17 protein-coding genes and 1 pseudogene are annotated in these 17,458 nt (G+C 67.2%); 10 read left to right on the forward strand and 8 right to left on the reverse strand.

The features are described 5' to 3' along the window. The 7 genes from ACFQ36_RS12410 to ACFQ36_RS12440 form a co-directional block, all read right to left on the reverse strand. Window positions 1–202: hypothetical protein (locus tag ACFQ36_RS12410; protein ID WP_377014065.1), on the reverse strand; the 202-nt coding region annotated here is incomplete at its 3' end. A 57-nt stretch (window positions 203–259) separates the two neighbouring features. After that, window positions 260–1,240, reverse strand: coding sequence for an electron transfer flavoprotein subunit alpha/FixB family protein (locus ACFQ36_RS12415; protein WP_377014067.1), 981 nt, complete (start codon window positions 1,238–1,240; stop codon window positions 260–262). A gap of 50 nt (window positions 1,241–1,290) precedes the next feature. Further along, window positions 1,291–2,070, reverse strand: coding sequence for an electron transfer flavoprotein subunit beta/FixA family protein (locus ACFQ36_RS12420; RefSeq protein WP_377014069.1), 780 nt, complete (start codon window positions 2,068–2,070; stop codon window positions 1,291–1,293). 167 nt (window positions 2,071–2,237) lie between these two features. Beyond that, window positions 2,238–3,380: an acyl-CoA dehydrogenase family protein gene (locus tag ACFQ36_RS12425; protein ID WP_377014071.1), complete on the reverse strand. Its 1,143-nt coding sequence runs from the start codon at window positions 3,378–3,380 to the stop codon at window positions 2,238–2,240. Between the two features lie 44 nt (window positions 3,381–3,424). Then, window positions 3,425–4,789 (reverse strand): MFS transporter, encoded by a 1,365-nt coding sequence (locus ACFQ36_RS12430; RefSeq protein ID WP_377014073.1) that lies wholly within the window; start codon window positions 4,787–4,789, stop codon window positions 3,425–3,427. A 99-nt stretch (window positions 4,790–4,888) separates the two neighbouring features. Next, window positions 4,889–6,490, reverse strand: coding sequence for an AMP-binding protein (locus ACFQ36_RS12435; protein ID WP_377014075.1), 1,602 nt, complete (start codon window positions 6,488–6,490; stop codon window positions 4,889–4,891). A gap of 338 nt (window positions 6,491–6,828) precedes the next feature. Next, a complete protein-coding gene (locus ACFQ36_RS12440; RefSeq protein ID WP_377014077.1) occupies window positions 6,829–7,449 on the reverse strand; it encodes a TetR/AcrR family transcriptional regulator in 621 nt (206 codons plus the stop codon). Between the two features lie 132 nt (window positions 7,450–7,581). On the opposite strand from ACFQ36_RS12440, the gene ACFQ36_RS12445 reads away from it, so the two are divergent. From ACFQ36_RS12445 to ACFQ36_RS12485, 9 genes are all read left to right on the forward strand, one after another. Next, entirely contained in the window at window positions 7,582–8,469 is an 888-nt protein-coding gene (locus ACFQ36_RS12445; protein ID WP_377014079.1) for an alpha/beta fold hydrolase, read from the forward strand. A 56-nt stretch (window positions 8,470–8,525) separates the two neighbouring features. Further along, window positions 8,526–9,287, forward strand: coding sequence for an SDR family NAD(P)-dependent oxidoreductase (locus ACFQ36_RS12450; protein ID WP_377014081.1), 762 nt, complete (start codon window positions 8,526–8,528; stop codon window positions 9,285–9,287). Further along, on the forward strand, window positions 9,280–10,662 hold the full coding sequence (locus ACFQ36_RS12455; RefSeq protein ID WP_377014083.1) for an amidase: 1,383 nt from the start codon (window positions 9,280–9,282) through the stop codon (window positions 10,660–10,662). The genes ACFQ36_RS12450 and ACFQ36_RS12455 overlap by 8 nt, the downstream gene beginning before the upstream one ends. Beyond that, complete coding sequence (locus ACFQ36_RS12460; RefSeq protein WP_377014085.1) at window positions 10,659–11,399, forward strand: enoyl-CoA hydratase/isomerase family protein; 741 nt, start codon at window positions 10,659–10,661, stop codon at window positions 11,397–11,399. Before ACFQ36_RS12455 ends, ACFQ36_RS12460 begins: the two co-directional genes overlap by 4 nt. 171 nt (window positions 11,400–11,570) lie before the next feature. Beyond that, window positions 11,571–12,377, forward strand: a complete 807-nt coding sequence (locus tag ACFQ36_RS12465; RefSeq protein WP_377014087.1) for a MaoC/PaaZ C-terminal domain-containing protein — start codon at window positions 11,571–11,573, stop codon at window positions 12,375–12,377. A gap of 114 nt (window positions 12,378–12,491) precedes the next feature. Beyond that, complete coding sequence (locus tag ACFQ36_RS12470) at window positions 12,492–13,652, forward strand: acyl-CoA dehydrogenase family protein (RefSeq protein WP_377014096.1); 1,161 nt, start codon at window positions 12,492–12,494, stop codon at window positions 13,650–13,652. Window positions 13,653–13,840: 188 nt separating this feature from the next. Next, entirely contained in the window at window positions 13,841–14,731 is an 891-nt protein-coding gene (locus tag ACFQ36_RS12475; RefSeq protein ID WP_377014089.1) for a 3-hydroxyacyl-CoA dehydrogenase family protein, read from the forward strand. Window positions 14,732–14,835: 104 nt separating this feature from the next. Continuing rightward, window positions 14,836–16,023, forward strand: coding sequence for an acetyl-CoA C-acyltransferase (locus ACFQ36_RS12480; protein WP_377014091.1), 1,188 nt, complete (start codon window positions 14,836–14,838; stop codon window positions 16,021–16,023). A 105-nt stretch (window positions 16,024–16,128) separates the two neighbouring features. Beyond that, window positions 16,129–16,602 carry a carboxylesterase family protein gene (locus ACFQ36_RS12485; RefSeq protein WP_377014092.1) on the forward strand — a complete coding sequence of 158 codons (474 nt, stop codon included), beginning with the start codon at window positions 16,129–16,131 and terminating at the stop codon, window positions 16,600–16,602. Here the strand turns inward: ACFQ36_RS12485 and ACFQ36_RS12490 are convergent. Beyond that, window positions 16,494–17,132, reverse strand: coding sequence for an HD domain-containing protein (locus tag ACFQ36_RS12490; RefSeq protein WP_377014094.1), 639 nt, complete (start codon window positions 17,130–17,132; stop codon window positions 16,494–16,496). The two genes, ACFQ36_RS12485 and ACFQ36_RS12490, sit on opposite strands and share 109 nt — an antisense overlap. 100 nt (window positions 17,133–17,232) lie before the next feature. On the opposite strand from ACFQ36_RS12490, the pseudogene ACFQ36_RS12495 reads away from it, so the two are divergent. Beyond that, a pseudogene (locus ACFQ36_RS12495) lies at window positions 17,233–17,458 on the forward strand (AraC family transcriptional regulator); the annotation flags it as partial.

A 17,458-nucleotide genomic window follows, 5' to 3' on the forward strand; every position in this document is an offset into this window, starting at 1 on the left:
CGGCCTGCGCCGGTGCCTGCGCGACGGGCATCTGCGGTGCCGCCGAGCTCTCAGCCGCGGCCGGCAGCGTGCCGGCGGCACCGACGTCGTTCGCCGCCCCATCCTGCTGATTCTGTCGGGCCTGCTGTGTCAGCGGCCGGTATTCGGCCATGCGCTGGCGGCGCGGGGCGCCGGGGTCGGCCGCGCTGTTCTCGATGGTCATCGTGACTCTCGCCTCCGGGACGGTTGATCGATCAGTTGCAGCAGGTCCGGCCAAGCCTTAGCCGCGGCGGGCGTTGATCTCGTCGATCAGCTGCGGCACCACGGTGAAGACGTCGCCGACCACCCCGAAGTCAGCGATCTCGAAGATCGGCGCATCCTCGTCCTTGTTGATGGCCACGATCGTCTTGGCGGTCTGCATGCCGGCGCGGTGCTGGATGGCGCCGGAGATCCCCAGTGCCACGTACAGCTGCGGTGTCACCGAGACCCCGGTCTGGCCCACCTGGTACGACTGGGGTACATAGCCGGAGTCCACGGCTGCACGGGAGGCGCCAACCGCGGCGCCGAGGCTGTCGGCGAGCTGCTCGACCAGGGCGAAGTTCTCCTTCGAGCCCAGTCCGCGCCCGCCGGAGACCACCGCCTGGGCGCCCCGCAGCACCGGCCGGCCGGTTTGGGCCGGGGCGTCCGCGGCATAATCGATCCGCGCCCCCGGGGCAGCGGCAGTGGACACCGCAACGGTTTTGACCTGCGGGCCGACCACGGCCTCGGCACGCGCATCTACCGAGCCCGGGCGCACGGTAACGATCATCAGACCGCCCTCCACCGTGGACTCCGTGGTGAAGTCACCGCCGAACACCGAGTGCTGGACGATGACCTCCTGCCCCTCTTCGTCGTAGCGCACACCGACCGCATCGGCGGCCACGGAGCCGCCGGCGACGATCGCCAGCCGGCCGGCGACAGTCCTGGAGTCATTGGTATTCGACACCAGCACGATCCGGGCGGAGTACTCCTGCACGGCGTCGGCCAGGGCTCCGACCTGCGCGGTGCCCAGCTCGGCGGCCGCCGTGCCCGATTCGGCCAGGTAGACATGGGCTGCGCCCAGCGGGCCCAGCTGGGCGGCCAGGTCCCCGCCCTGCCCGGGGGTGGTCACTGCCACGGCCACCGGTGTGCCGATCGTGGCGGCCGCGCCAAGCAGAGCGGCGGCCGTCGACTTCGGCGCACCGTCACCGGCGGTTTCGATCAGTACCAGGATGTTTCCCATGATGTGTGTCCTTCAGGTCGTGCAGGTCGTCAGGTGAGGTGGGTGTGGGGTCAGATCAGCCGCTGGGCGGCGAGGAACTCTGCCAGCTGGCTTGCCGAGTTGCCGTCGTCGACAATCTTCGGACCGGCCTCCTTCGCGGGGCGCGCCGCGGCCGAGACCATCACGGAGCGCACCGACGCCGCATCCGGTCCGGCCGGAATGCCCAGCTCCGCCAGGGACCAGGTCTCCAGCGGCTTTTTCTTGGCCTGCATGATGCCCTTGAAATTCGGGAAGCGCGCCTCGGCGCACTTCTCGGTGACCGAGGCTGCCGCCGGCAGCCCGGAGCTAAGGCTAAGCGAGCCGCCGTCGACCTGCGCCGTGCCGGAGACGCCCCCGGCGGTGATGGTCACCTCGTCCAGGCCGGGCAGCACCGGCCAACCCAGGATCTCCGCGACCATCGCCGGGATCATCCCGCCGCGGCCGTCGGTGGCCTCATTGCCGGCCACCAGCAGGTCCGGGGCGATCCTCTGCACCGCAGCGGCCAGCACCCGCGAGGTCTGGACCATGTCCGATCCCGCCAGTGCGGCATCGGTGACCAACACAGCCGAGTCGGCGCCCATCGACAACAGCTTGCGCAGCGTCTTTGTACTGTCCTCCGGGCCCATGGACAACACAACGATTTCGGTGCCGGGGTTCGCGTCCTTGAACTGCAGTACGGTCTCCAGGGCACGCTCGTTGATCTCATCCGGGACCGGCTCGGAAGCGTCCCGGTCCAGCATGCCGGTTTCCAGGTTGATCTTGCGGTCCGACCAGGTGTCCGGCACCTGCTTGGCCAACACGAGGATCTTCATGACGGGCTCTCCTTATTCATGGGTTTTGGTCCGGTCCAATCTGCAGTGCGCGCCCCAATTCACCAACATCCAGCCGGTTGAGGGCCGCCCGGTGCTGTGCTGCCTGCGGGAAATGTGGAAGGCGTGACGGGTGGGCGGCATCGGCAGGCCGGCCGATTCCCTGCACCTTATAGTCCATACGAGCGGCCGATGATTTCCCGCTGGATCTCATTGGTGCCGCCGTAGATTGTGGCGCCCAGGGCCGCACGAACATGCTGGACCATCGGGAATTCAGACGAATAGCCGTACCCTCCCATCATCTGCATGCCCTCCAGTGCGGCGGTCTTGGCCACCTCGGACGCTTTGAGCTTGGCCATGGACGACAGCCGGGAGAGGTTGGCTCCCGGCTTGGGCGAGTCCGCCTGCTCGGCCACGCTGTACACCAGCAGCCGCACGCATTCGATCTCCGTCGCCAGATCCGCAATCCGGTGTTTCAGGGCCTGGAAGGACCCCACGGGGCTGCCGAACTGCGATCGTTCGGTGACAAACTTGAGGCAGTCGTCGAAGGCCCGTTCGGCCGTGCCGAGCATCTGGGCGGCGAGAATGAGCCGTTCCGTATCCAGCCCGGCCATCAGCTGGTACCAGCCCTGGTCGACCTCGCCGATGACCGCGTCGGCCGGGACCTTGCAGTCGGTGAAGAACACGTCGTTGACCTCGGCACCGTTCAGGGTGTCAATGCCCCTGATGTCCAGGCCCTCGATGCCGGTCGGCACGTGGAACATGGTGAGGCCGTGATGCGGTTTCTCGCCGCGTGAGGTCCTGGCCACGAGCAGGATGCTGTCGGCCTGATGGGCGTTGGTGATCCAGGTCTTCTGTCCGTTGATGGCCCAGCCGTCGCCCGTGCGCTCGGCGCGGCAGGAGATGGCCGCGACGTCCGAACCGGCCCCGGGTTCTGACATGGCGATGGCCAGGGCCTCGCCGTCCGCCAGCCGCCCGAGGACTGTCTTCTTGAGCTCCTCGCTGGCAAAGCGGTTGTAGATGCCGCCGGTAATCAGGCTCGTCCCCAGCCACGGCAGGGGCGCCATGCCTCGTGCCAGCTCCTCCAGCAGCACGCAGAGGTCCACGTGGTTTCCGCCGGACCCGCCGTATTCCTCGGGCATGTTGATGGCCGCCCACCCGAACTCGGCCACCTTGCGGTTGAGCTCGAGGCTGTGCCCCTCCCGTCCGCCATTGGTCAGCCGGTCCCGTTGCTCCTTGGATCCCACCTCCCGCTGGCAAAATTCGCGGACCGAGGCTGCGAGGGCAAGCTGTTCTTCCGAGAGGGTGGACACGATGGACCTCCTGAAGTGGGTGGAATGGGTGGGGACGGGGGTATTCAGCCGGCGTTGGCCCGGACGGCAGCCTGCGACTGACCGGGGACGATGCCGGCAGGTTTCGGTTCGCCCTCGACATCCGTCGTGTGCTTCCGCGCGGCCAGGCCGGACAGCAGGGAAATGACGGAGGCAAGGACGATCATGCCGGCCAGCGGCCACCAGTGGGCGGTTCCGCCGGCGGGGACCAGGGCCGCAGCCAGCAGGGGCGTGGTGGCAGCCCAGGCAACGCCGGCGAAGGCACTGCACAGGGCGACGCCGCTGTACCGGACCTCGGTCGGGAACAGGTCGGAGGTCATGCTCGAGACCACGGCGTAGACGCTGGCGTGGCCCAGGACCAGGGCGAAGGTGAAGGCCAGGGTCATCAGCACACCGTTGCCGGTATCGAACAGGAAGAACAAGGGAACCGCGAAAAGCAGGGTGAAGGCCACGCCCACCATGAAGATCTTCCACGGGTTGATTTTGTCCGCGAGGATGCCGACCACCACGATTGCCATCAGGTCGACCATGGCGGCAATCAGCAGGATCATCAGTGTGTCGCTACGCTCCAGGCCATGGCGTTCCGTGGCCATGGAGAGCATGTAGGTGGTGATCAGGTAGAACAGCACGATGACGCTGGCCTGGAGTCCGATGCCGACGAGCACCCGGACGGGCATGCGCTTGATCACGGTCGCGATCGGGTTGCCCTTCACTTCGCCGGCTTCCTTTACCTCCTGGAACTCGCTCGATTCCTGGACGCCCAGCCGGATGACCATCCCAATGATGACGAGGACGAATCCGGCCAGGAACGGAATTCGCCAGCCCCAGGCCAAAAGCTGGTCACCGGGGAGCCGGGCCACGAAGTACATGACAATAGTGGCCAGGACGAGTGCCAGCGGACTCGCGATCTGGGGAGCCGAGCCGTAGAAGCGTGCCCTCGACTTCGGGGCGTTCTCGACGCTCATGAGCACCGCGCCGCTCCACTCGCCGCCGACGGCGACGCCCTGGATGAACCGCAGGATCGTCAGCAGGACAGGTGCCCAGATGCCGATCTCCGCCCACGTCGGCAGGACGCCGATGAGGCCGGTCGACACGCCCATCAGCGTGAGGGTGGCAATGAGGGTGCTGCGGCGCCCGAGCCGGTCCCCGAGGTGGCCGAAAATGAAGGCACCGACGGGCCGGGCGAGGAACGCGACCCCCAGGGTGGCGAAGGAGGCCAGGAGGCCTACATTGGAACCGAAGTCCGGGAAGAAGATGGTGGAGAAGACGAGACTCGCGGCCGTGGCGTAGATGAAGAAGTCGAACCATTCGACGGTGGTACCAACAAGGCTGGCGATGAAAGCGCGCTTTTGCTGCTTGTTGCCAAAACCGTTTTGCTGCGTTGATGCCATGATGATTGCCTTTCAACGGCGAAGGTGAGTGCGGCGAAGACGCCGGTCGCACAGGGAGGGGCGAACGGTTCGAATAACCGCTCGCGATGGGACCCTTGATCAGAAACGACCGGGGAGGTCCTGACGGAGCACGTTCTTGCGGATCTTCCCCGCCGGGGTCTCCGGCATGGAATCGACGATGCGGATCGACTCGGGCCACAGGCGCCGGGGAACGTTGCGGTCCCCCAGCCAATCCAGGAGTTCCTCGAAGCTCGGCGGGGTTCCAACCGGCTGGATGACGGCACAAATGCGTTCGCCCATACGGTCATCGGGTTGCCCCACGACCGCGACGCGGGCGATCTTGTCGTGGCCGGCCAAGGCGGATTCGATCTCGACGGGAGAGATGTTGACACCACCGCGGATGATGATGTCCTTGAGGCGGCCGGTGATCTTCAGATAGCCGTTGTCGTCGACGATGCCGACGTCACCGGTGCGGAAGTACCCTTCCCGGGTAAAGGACTTCTCATACATCTCTGTCTGGTTGATGTAGCCCAGGAACAACGACGGGCTCTTCATGACGATCTCGCCTTCGGAGCCTCGAGGGGCGATCACATCGCCGTTGAGGACTTCCAGCTCGGTGCCGGCCATCACGCGGCCGCAGGTGTTCGCCACCCGGTCCACGGAGTCTTCGAACAGACTCGAGGTGGCTCCGCCTTCGCTCATCGCCCAGATCGAGCAGATGTGGGTGTCAGGCATCTGCAGCTGGGCCTTCTCGATCAGAGACGGCGGAATGGGGGCGCCTCCGCAGATAAAGGCCCGCATGCCCTGCAGCTTGGCGGTTTCGGCGTGCCACCCGGCGTCGACGAGATCGGTGAGGAACGGCGTGGCCGCAACGGTGATCCCGCAGTTGTTTGCGGCGACCAGTTCCAGCGCGCGCTGCGGTTCCCAGCGGTCCTGAAGGACCAGGGGCGCTCCGACCATGATGGACATGCGCGCCCCGTGCCAAAAACCGGTGCTGTGGCCCAACGGGGAGGGCATGAAGATCGACTGCTCACCGGTGACACCGTACCGGTCGATAACGGCTTGGTTGTAAGCGCGCAGGCTGGATTCGGAGTGGGCGATCGCCTTGGAGCGGCCGGTGGTGCTCGAAGAGAACAGGATGTGCGCCATACCGCCCGGATAGTCAGGCAGCACCGGCTCGGGCCCCTCGATGGTCCGCCAGTAGCGCCCATTTTGGTCGCCGGCGACGAACATGGCCTGGAGCCGCCGCCCCACGGTTTCGGCAAGGTGGTCGACCTCGCCTTCGAAGGACCGCCCGCGGTGGGAGGACGGGAGGAACACGGCCCGGGCCCCGACGAGGTTGGCCACGTACGCGATCGAACCGGGATCCGAGGTAACGGGCAACGTACCCGGAACCAGCCCCGCGCGCAGGGCGGCCAGGTAGACGGCGAGCCACTCGGTCCAGTTGGGCATGCAGATGATCACGACGTCTCCGGCGACGAGTCCCTTCGCCTGCATTTCCCCGGCGATCTCAGAGGACAACGCCTCCAGTTGAGCGCGGGTCATGTGGTTGCCCCGGTCGTCCAGCACCGCGGTGGCGTGGGGTTCCCGGGACAGCAGCACCAGGAAGTCCTCCCAGATCCCGGTCGTGGCCTCGTCTGTTCCCAGCCCTCCTGGCACGGGAGCTTCCCCAGCACGTCCAGCCAGTTCGGAAGTGGGCATGACGTCTCCTTCTCAAAAGTCAGATGGTTGGCGGTGTGCGGCGACTCATTGGCCCGCCCTCGCAACTCAGTAATTGTCCCCCAACTATGACGCACGTCTCATGCGCGGTCAAGAGAGTGATGTCGCTTTTTTTCCATCCGAAGCAGCCCGGCCGGTTCTGGATGCGGGGACGCCTGCTGGCGGGAAGGATTCACCCCCTCGGGGAGATTCGATGAGCGGACCATCCCGGGTCCTCAGCGGACGGGCAGCCCGGAGGCGGGCATGCAGGGTCAATGAAGAACCGGCCTGCCCCCGCCGCGCCGCGCACCCCCGGATCCGCGCGCCCTCGGCCTGGGTGATTAGCAGGCCCGGTGCGCAAAGAAGGTGGTGTACCAGCTGTGGGTGATGGACCGGGCCGCATCATCGACGGAGACCGCGCCCCCGTGCAGGCTATCCTGGGCAAACCAGACATAGGCCGACTGCTCCGCCATGCACGCCATGGACTCGATATGGAGCCGGACGTCCACGCCGTCGATCTCCGTGATGCCATGGGCGCGGGACAGGGCGCCGGCAAAGCGTTCGACATGGCGGTTGCGCATGTTCCACCAGATGTCCTGGAACCGCTTCTCCACGTGCGCGGCCTGGATGAAGGCCCGCATGACGTCGCGGTTCTCGCTGTAGATCTCCAGGTACCCGCGGTTCGATGCAAGCAACGACTGATAGGGATCCTCGCGGAAATTGTGCTCCCGCGAGGCACTGGCCTCGAAGAGCTGCTCGTGGAGGTCCTCAATCACTTGGGCGAAGAGGTCTTCCTTGTTCTTGAAGTACCGGTACAGACCGCCCATCGAGATGTCGGCCTCGATCGCAACGTCGCCCATCCGGGCATTGACGTAGCCGTCCCGGGCGAAAACCGCCCTCCCGGCGCTCACGAGGTGTTCTCGGGTACGCCGCCCCTTGGGCGTCGTGGGTTCAGCAGTCACTGGTCTTCCTTTGCTCCGACGGATCTCATCCGGCCAAGGCTTTCGCAAGTACATGAACACATTACCCAGCAGATTTTAAAAAAGCGACATCAGTCTCTTGACTTCTCCCGCCGGGCTGTCCATGATGGCGGTGTGGCCGAGACTAGAGACATCAAGACCCACCCCTTCACCATCTACGGAACGGAACGCGCCATGAGGCACCCCCGGGGAGCGCACATGAAGACCGTTGCCATCAACGACATCCAGGTTGCATACTCGGAAACGGCTGGCTCCGACACCGGTGACGGTCCCGTGGTCCTCATCCACGGGCTCGCCGAGGGACGGGACAGCTGGAGCGGCACGCAGGCCGACCTGTCGGGCCTGCACACGTTCGCCTACGACCTTCGGGGCCATGGGGCCACCACCACGGGAGAGGGCGCCGGCACGTTGGAGCAGCTCGGACAGGACCTGGTCGGGTTCCTCGAACAGGTCACCGGCCCGGCCATTGTCGTGGGGTTCTCCCTCGGCGGAACGGTTGCCCTATGGGCCGCCGCCGAACGACCCGACCTGGTGCGCCGGACCGTAGTCCTGGGTACCTCTTCCCTGGTCGGGCGAAGCGCTGTCCAGTTCTATGTGAACCGCATCGAAATGGCCGGCGACACGACGTCCCGGGAATTCCGGAACGCCATTCGCGACGACACCGCGGCCGCCCTGTACACGGCCACGGACGAGCTCGACGTGGTTACCAAAGCACGGCTCGCGGCCATTGGCGACGGGACCGGCTATGTGAATGCCGCACGCGCCATGGCCGCCCTCCACGAGTCACCGCTGACCCCGAGGCTCGCGGACATCACAACCCATGTAGATGTCATCGGTGCCGACCACGATGCGTTCTGCCCGGCCAAGGCGGCCCGGATCATCGTCGATGCCCTGTCCGACGTCACCTATCGGGAGGTCCCGAACGCCGGCCACCTCATGAACGTCGACAATCCCTCGGCCGTGACGGCGGTCTTGCGCGAGGCAATCGCCGGACGGAACTAGGCCGCACCAGGAAACGGCACCACCAGCCAGTACACCCAGACTCTCGAGGAGAAGACATGACCGAACCCAGGAAAGTAGCCATCGTCACCGCAGCGGCCGGAGCCGGCATCGGCGCGGCCATCACCGGACGCCTCGCTGCGGACGGCTACGACGTTGTGGTGACCGACGCCCATGAACGCCGCTGCAAGGAGTCAGCCGAGCGGCTTACCGAACAGCACGGCAGGGAGTTCCTCGCCGTTCCGCTGGATGTCACGGACGAGCCGGCCGTGCAGTCCGCCATCCAGACGGTAATGGACCGACGCGGACGCATCGACGTCCTGGTGAACAACGCGGGCTGGTCGAAGATCGAACCCGTCGCGCAGATGTCCCTCGAGACCTGGCAGAAGTGCCTCGACGTCGACCTCACGGGAACATTCCTTTGCACCCGCTACGCACTGCCGCACATGATCCAGGCCGGCAGCGGGGCGATCGTCAACATCAGCTCCATCGCCGCCTACGAGACGTCCACCGAACACGGGGCAGCCTACTCCGCCGCCAAGGCGGGCGTCCTGGCCCTGACCCGCGTCACCGCCGCCGAGAACGGCAAGCACGGCATCCGGGCCAATGCGGTCACGCCGGGCCTGATCTACAACGACTTCCTGCGGAAGATCTATCCGGAGGAGTTCTTCGCCGGCTACGCCGAGAACCGTTCCTTGGTGGGCCGCATCGGCCAGCCCGAGGACGTGGCCGGTCTCGTGGCCTTCCTCGCCTCCGACCAGGCCGGGTACATCACGGGTGAAGTGTATGGCGTAAGCGGAGGGGTGCACCCGCATGGATGAGTTGATCAACCTCACCGTGGCAGAGCTGGGCGCCGCGTATCGACGCCGCGAGCTCAGCCCCGTCGAGGTCACCACGGCATTCCTCGAAAGGATCGATGAGGTCGACCCGGATCTTCACGCCTTCGTCACCGTCATGGCCGACACGGCGCTGGCCCGGGCAACGGAGGCCGAACGCCAGTTCGCGGCCGCCGAGCCGGCCGGTGCCCTCGCAGGCATACCGATTGCCGTCAAGGATGCCTTCCACGTGGCCGGCGTTCCGACTTCGCTCGGCTCCGTGGTTTACCGCGACCTGGTCTCCAAGTCCGACTCGGGCGTGGTCCGCCGCCTCCGGGCCGCCGGCAGCGTGTTCACCGGCAAGACGAACACCGCGGAGTTCGGGCAATCGGCCACCAGCGACAACCTGCTCGGCCCGGATACGGTAAACCCCTGGGACGTTACCAGGACGCCCGGGGGCTCCAGCGGTGGTTCGGCTAGCGCCGTGGCCGCCCGGCTGTCGGCCGTTGCCGTGGGGTCCGACGGCGGCGGGTCGATCCGCATTCCCGCCGCCTTCTGCGGCGTGTACGGCCTCAAGACCTCGCCTGGCCTGTGCCCCGACGAGAAGGGCTTCCGTGCCATGACCGACTTCGTCGGTGCGGGACCAATGACCAGCACGGTGGCCGATGCCAGGCCGCTCCTGGGGGTTCTCGCCGGCCGTGACTACGCCAGAGGGACCGTGCCGAAGCTGCGCGTCGCCTACTGCGCCCGGCCCGAGGGCCGGCCCGTCGCCCCCGGTGTGGCCCAGGCCGTGGATGCTGTCGCCCGGCAACTGTCCGCGCTCGGGCACGAGGTAATCCAAACCGACCTGCCGCTCGAGGGCTGGAACGATGTGTTCGGTCCGCTCGTCCTCGAGGACGAACACCGCGAACGCGGCCACCTGCTGACCCGTCACGCCGACCAGCTCACGAGGTACGAACGGTCCTCCCTGAAGGCGGCCCTCGCCCTGGATCCCGCCGCGGTGGCACGGGCCCGCGAACTGCTGCCGCAGTACCGGCAGCGCATCGCCGCACTCTTCACACGCTACGACGTGATCCTCACACCGGCGACGGCTGTCCCGCCGTTTCCGCTGGGCGAGCGTCCATCGCACATCGACGGCCGGAAGGTCGACCAGTTGTGGGGGGCCTTCCCGTTCGCCGTTCCCTTCAACGTCGCCGGCGTGGCGGCCGCCTCCCTGCCCTGTGGTTTCGCGGATGGTTTGCCCGTAGGGGCCCAGTTGGTCGTGGCTCCCGGAGCCGAGCAATTGCTGCTCGACGTCTCCGAGGATCTCGAGGAGGCGATAGGCTTCGACCAGCTGGCCGTGGTGTCCCGCTGGAGCCGCACGACGGCGCCGACGCCATGACCCGGTACGTGGCCAAGGAGCGGATCGGGCATGTGGTGTCGCTGGTCCTGGACGCACCGGAGCGCAGGAACTCGTTGTCCTTCGACCTGCTCCATGAGCTGTCGAAGGCCCTCACGGAGGACCTTGAGGGAGCTACCGGGATCGTCATCTCGGGGTCGGGCGGCTCTTTCAGCGCAGGAGCCGACTTCAGGGACCTGACCGGCACAAGCCGTGACATCGACTTTGACAACGCGGTCGAACGCGTCGCGGAGGCGATCCTGTCCAGCCGGATTCCGGTCGTGGCGGCGCTTGAAGGGCCCTGCATGGGTGCCGGCGCGCATCTCGCACTCGCCTGCGACCTCCGCATTGCCGGGGACGGGAGTTTCCTCCAGATCCCCGCCGTCCGACTCGGCCTGCTCTACAGCCCGCGCGCCATCGCCTGGCTGGCCGATACCTTTCCGCGGGATTCGGTACGTCGCCTGCTCCTGCTGGGCGAACGTTTTGACGCAGCCGACGCCCTCGTGGCCGGGCTGTTCAGCAGGGTCGTTCCCACCGGCACTGCGCTCGACCGGGCAACCCAGGCGTTGGCAACCTTGTCACCGGACCACCTCGACGCCTTGGCCAGTACCTGCGAACTCCTGAACACGCTCGACTCCAACCAGTACAACGAGGCCACGTGGCAGCAACGGCGGAAAGACCTGCTCGATTCGCCCGCCCGGGCGCAGGCCATCCGGCAAGCCAAAGCCCGACATTCCTGACTCCCGCTCCCGAGAAGAAGAGGACGCCTCCGTGAGAACTCCGCTTGACCCGAAGAAAACGGCCGGCCGCACGGCTTCCCGTCCCTGGACAGGTTCATTGGTGACGAAATCCACGCCCCCTGCCCTGGGGTACGCCGATACTGGAGAGGCAGCCTACCGATGAGCAACACCATGACCCTTTCACTGGCAGATCTGGCCGGCGCCGACCTCGGGGAGCACACTGCCACCTACGACGATACGGCGGTCATCCTCTACGCCCTGGCCGTCGGTGCCGCCCCCGATGACCTGGACCTCGTCTACGAACGGGACCTGCGCACCCTGCCGACCTATGCGTGCGCCTTGGGCCTCTGGGCCGTGGAGGCCGCTGGCCGACTCGGCGCCTACGACCCCAAGCGCTCCCTGCATGCCTCCCAACGTCTCGTCGTGCGCAAGCCGCTGCCGGCCTGGGGCACCATCGTGATGACCGGTCGTGTGGCCAATGTCTACGACAAGGGCAAGGCCTCGATCGTGGAGATCGAGGTGACCTCGGAATTCTTCACGGCGACGTACAACATCTTCCTGCCCGGCGTTGGCGGTTGGGGCGGAGACCGCGGCCCCTCGTCGTCCGCGGCAGAACGCCCCGAACCGACGCACTCGACCGATTTCCAGACCTCACCGAACCTGGCAGCCCTGTACCGCCTGACCGGTGACCGGCATCCGGTACACATTGATCCCGCCGTGGCCAAATCCAACGGCTTCGACCGTCCGATCCTCCACGGCCTCTGCACTGTGGGCATCGCCGCCAGGGAAATTGCCGGACAGGTTGGTGTCCATCCTGCCGACCTGAAGGAGCTGGACGTGCGGCTATCCGCCCCGGTGCTGCCCGGCCAGAAGCTCCGGATCGCCTCCGCCCACCAGGACGGCCGTGTGTATTTCGAGGTCGCAGCAGGCGAAGCGGTCGTCTTGTCCGGTGGCACGGCCATGTTCCACGCAGGCTGAGCTACGCACTCCGGCCGGACACCCGGCCGGCATCTAAGTATTCCGTCCTACAGAGGAGATGAATTGAACACCCTCGCCACCGAGACCGCACCAATCACGGCCGCTGCACCTGAAGTGACGGCCAACTCCGATGTGCTGAAGCTCGACGGCCTCCTCAGCGCCGAAGAACTGGCGCTGCGTGATACCGTGCGCGGCTTTGTCCGGGACCGGATCAAGCCGAACATCAAGCAGTGGTATGAAGAGGCGCACTTCCCGGTCGAAATTGCCCGCGAGATGGGCCGGCTGGGCCTGCTCGGCATGCATCTGAAGGGCTACGGCTGCCCGGGACGCTCCGCCGTCGAATACGGCATCGCGGCCATGGAACTGGAAGCGGGCGATTCCGGCCTGCGCACCTTCGTCTCGGTCCAGGGCTCACTGGCCATGAGCGCCATCCACAAGTGGGGCTCGGAAGAGCAGAAGAACGCCTACCTTCCGGGCATGGCCAGAGGCGAGATCATTGGCTGCTTTGGCCTGACCGAACCGACCGCCGGATCGGACCCCTCAAGCATGCAGACCACGGCCGTCCGCGACGGCGACGGCTGGGTTCTCAACGGCGCCAAGCGCTGGATCGGGCTTGCGTCCATCGCGCAGGTCGCGGTGATCTGGGCCGCGACCGACGACGGAGTGCGCGGCTTCCTCGTCCCCACGGAGACGCCCGGCTTCAGCGCCGCGCCGATCGAACCGAAGCTGTCCATGCGTGCCTCGATCCAGTGTGATATTCGGCTGGACAACGTGCGCCTGCCCGCGGACGCCCGGCTGCCGAAGGCGAAAGGCCTGCGCGGCCCGTTCTCCTGCCTGAACGAGGCCCGCTACGGCATCATCTGGGGCGCCATGGGCGCTGCACGGGACAGCTACGAGGAGGTCCTGAAGTACTCGCTCGAGCGGCTGCAGTTCGACAAGCCGCTGGCGGCCTACCAGCTGACCCAGGAAAAGCTGGTCAACATGCTGCTGGAAATCCAGAAGGGCACCCTGCTGGCCATCCACACCGGCCGGCTCAAGGACGCCGGAGCCCTGGAGCCTGTGCAGATCTCCGTGGGCAAGCTCAACAACTGCCGCGAAGCCATCAGGATCTGCCGCGAAGCCCGCACCATCCTGGGCGGCAACGGCATCACGCTGGACTACTCTCCGCTGCGCCACGCGAACAACCTCGAATCCGTGCGCACCTATGAGGGCACGGACGAAGTCCACACCCTGATCCTGGGCAACCACATCACCGGCCAACCGGCCTTCCGGTAGCGGAACAGATAAGCTGCGGCATCCCACGGGGCAGATTCCGGAGCCCGGTCAGGATGTCCAAGACACCTGCAACGCGGCCGCCGCCACCCTACCTTGGCAGGTCGCGGACTACTGGGGAAGACCAGGACCTTTATTCCGCGCAACTACCCCTGCCGGCCGTAACCACCCGCTCCCCCTGGAGGCAAGCCATGACAAGTGAAACAAGCCAGCCACAGATCGAGAACATCCGGCAGGTGCTGGTTATCGGAGCCGGCACCATGGGCCGCCAGATCGCCATGTCCGCGGCCCTGGCCGGTTACCCAACCACCATTCAGGACATCTCGGCGGATATGCTCGCTGCCGCCCACGCTGATCTGGCCCAATGGGCCGGCGTCCGGGTCGTGAAGGGCAAGCTGGACCAGGCGGCCGCCGATGCCGCCTTGGGACGGCTGGCCCACACCACGAAGCTGGAAACGGCCGCCGTCACAGCCGATTTCGTTATAGAAGCCGCCACCGAGCGAATCGACGTCAAGACCCGGATTTTCCAGACCCTGGGCCGATTGGCCCCGGCCCATGCAGTCCTGTCCACCAATTCCTCAACCCTGGGTTCCTCCAAGCTTGCCGCGGCAACCCCTCGTCCCGAGAACGTGTGCAACATGCACTTCTTCAATCCCGCCCTCGTCATGAAGTGCGTGGAGGTCGTCCGGCACGAGGCCACGTCGCAGGCCACCGTGGACACCACCATGGAACTCGCCCGCCGGCTGGGCAAGAAACCGGTGCTGATTAATCGGGAGATTCCCGGGTTCATCGCCAACCGTCTTATGCGCGCGGTACAGCGCGAAGCCCTGGCCCTGCGCGAGGCGGGCGTTGCCAGCATTGAAGACATCGACAGCACCGCTCGCACCGCCCTCGGACACCCCATGGGGCCGTTCGAACTCATGGACATGGTCGGCCTCGACGTCATCGATTTCATCGCCCAGGTCACCCACGCCGAAACCGGCGACCCCGCCGACGCGCCTAACCCAACCGTCGCCGACCTCGTCGCCCAAAAAAGGCTCGGGCGCAAGAGCGGCGCCGGGTTCTACGACTACGCCCCCTGACCACGGCCCAGCCCATCAACCCCCGACGGCCGGCGCACAGAAAAGCTGACAGTCTTCTCATCACGGCCGGAACACACCGCCCCGCCATACTTTCAGGAGCACACATGGACCATCACCAGGACATCGTCATCGTGGGAGCCGCCAGGACGGCGCAGGGCCGGCTGATGGGCCGGCTCGCCGCCCTGTCCGCCGTCGAGCTCGGCGCAGCCGCGAGCGCCGGCGCCCTGGACCAGGCCGGCCTCTCCCCCAATGCCGTCGATGCCGTGTTCATGGGACATGTGGTCCAGGCCGGCGCGGGCCAGAATCCGGCCCGGCAGGCCTCCGCGGCCGCCGGCATTCCCCTGACCGCCCATGCCGCCACCATTAATAAGGTGTGCCTTTCGGGGCTGGCCGCCGTCATCGAGGCCGGCCGGCTGCTGCGCCTGGGCGAGGCCCAGGTCGTGGTCGCCGGCGGCCAGGAGTCCATGAGCAACGCCCCGCACCTGCTGGCCGGCTCCCGCTCCGGCACGCCCTACGGCAATGCGACGCTGGTGGATTCGGCCGCCCACGACGGCCTGACCGATGCCTTCGACCGCGAATCCATGGGCCTGGCCACGGACCGGGCCAATGAACGCCTGCAGCTTTCCCGCGCCGAGCAGGACCGGGTCGCTGCAGCTTCGCATCGGCGGGCAGCGGCGGCACAGGCCAACCACCTCTTCGATGCGGAAATCGTTCCCGTCAAGGTGCCCCAGCGCCGCGGCGAAGCCGTGCTGGCAGTGGCGGATGAGGGGGTCCGGGCAAATACCACCGCCGAAGTGTTGGCCAGGCTGAAACCTGCCTTCTCCCCCGCCGGAACCGTCACCGCCGGCAACGCCTCCCCACTCACCGACGGGGCAGCCGCCGTCGTCCTGACCACCCGCGGCTACGCAGAGGCCCACGGCCTGACGGCCCTGGCAACCGTCGGTGCCGCCGGACAGATCGCCGGCCCCGACACGTCCCTGCCCGACAAGCCCGCCCGTGCCGTCCGCCAGGCGCTGGACCGGGCCGGCTGGACGGCCGGGGACCTGGACTTCCTCGAAATCAACGAGGCCTTCGCCTCGGTGGCCCTGCACTCGGCAGCCGAACTCGGTGTCGGGCTGGACCGGGTCAACATCAACGGCGGGGCGATCGCCCTCGGCCACCCCATCGGCGCCTCCGGGGCGCGCCTGGTGGTCTCGGCCGTGCACGAACTGCTCCGCCGCGGCGGCGGCAGGGCCGCCGTGGCCCTGTGCGGCGGCGGCGGCCAGGGCGAAGCACTGCTGCTCTCCCGCTAAGATCCCATGTCTCCGGGCGGACCCGCTGCGCCCTACCCAAATGGTGTCCTACTGCCCTGAAAATGAGTGGCACGACGGCGCCCGGCTGGCACGCGAGGCACGGTGGTGGGCAGCGCCAACTACCGGATCGGCTCCGTGGGACACCTCGCCCCGACCGCCGGGCCCCACCTTCCGCATGAGGACCTGCTCTGCGCGCCGCGCTGCGTCAACACCAACATCGCAGCCCTCGGCGGCGGCCCGGACCGGGTCACCGCCGGCCAGTCCGCCGGCGGCTGGTATGGCCACCCGTTCAGCGTGCTCCCTGAGGCGCGCGGGCTGCTGCACCGGGTGGCACACCTGAGCATGGCCGCCCGCGCACCCCGGGCCGACGCCCCGGTGCTTGAGGGCCTGGACGCGGACGGCTTCGAGGCCATCGCGGTGAACCCGCCCGCGGAGCTGGCCGGGTTCGTTACCGGGCAGGGATCAGCCGATCATTCGGGCCAGTCGGAGTTCTTGATGACTTCCACGAAGTCGCCGCGCTGGAACCCCGGGACGAAATGGGCGAGCACATCGGCCTTGACGTTGCCGAACGTGGTCTGAGGGCGGTCCCTGAGGCCTTCGGTGAATGCCGCGAGGATCTCGTTCTTGAAGTCCGGACGGGGGTGGGCCGCGACCACGGCCGCGCGCTGTTCGTCGGAGACGGCGTCGTAGCCGATGCCCAGGACATCCAGTTCGACGCCGCGGGTGACCAGGGCCACCTCGGGGGCCATGTGCAGCGGGATCTCCGGGGTGGTGTGCAGGGCGATCGCCGTCCAGACCCGGTCCGCCGGCTCCCCGGTGATGCCGTGGGAGTGCAGGAACCGGCGGGCCTCGTCGGCGCCGTCGATCTCGAAGCGCTGGTCGGTGCGGCGGAACTTTTCAGTCAGCCCCAGGTCGTGGAACATCGCCCCCACGTAGAGCAGCTCGGGGTCGAACTCCAGGCCCTGCCCGCGGCCGCGCAGCGCCCCGAACACGAACACCCGCCGGGAATGGTCGAACAGCAGCGGCGAAGCGGCGTCGCGCACCAGCTCGGTCGCCTCCCGTGCCAGGGTGCTGTCGGGGATCTGAACGCCGGCGATCGATTCAGCCATGATGTATTCCTTTCCGTCCGGTCAATGGTCCCTTCCAGCTTCGCCCGGCGCGGTAGGCTGGTGCCATGTCCATGCAGCCACAAAAACCACAGATCCGGACATGACGCAGCGGGTTGGCTTCGTTGTGTTCGACGGCGTGACCATGCTGGATGTCAGCGGCCCCGGCGAGGTGCTGCACCACGCGGTCCAGGCCGGCCACCCGTACACCCCGGTGCTTGTCTCCCCGCACGGCGGGGCCGTCACCGCCTCCTCCGGGCTGGTGCTGGCCGCCACCACCGCGGCGGCCGATGCCGGGCCCCTGGACACGGTGGTGGTCGCCGTCGTCC

This window comes from Arthrobacter sp. GCM10027362, from assembly GCF_042679445.1.
Lineage (GTDB): Bacteria > Actinomycetota > Actinomycetes > Actinomycetales > Micrococcaceae > Crystallibacter.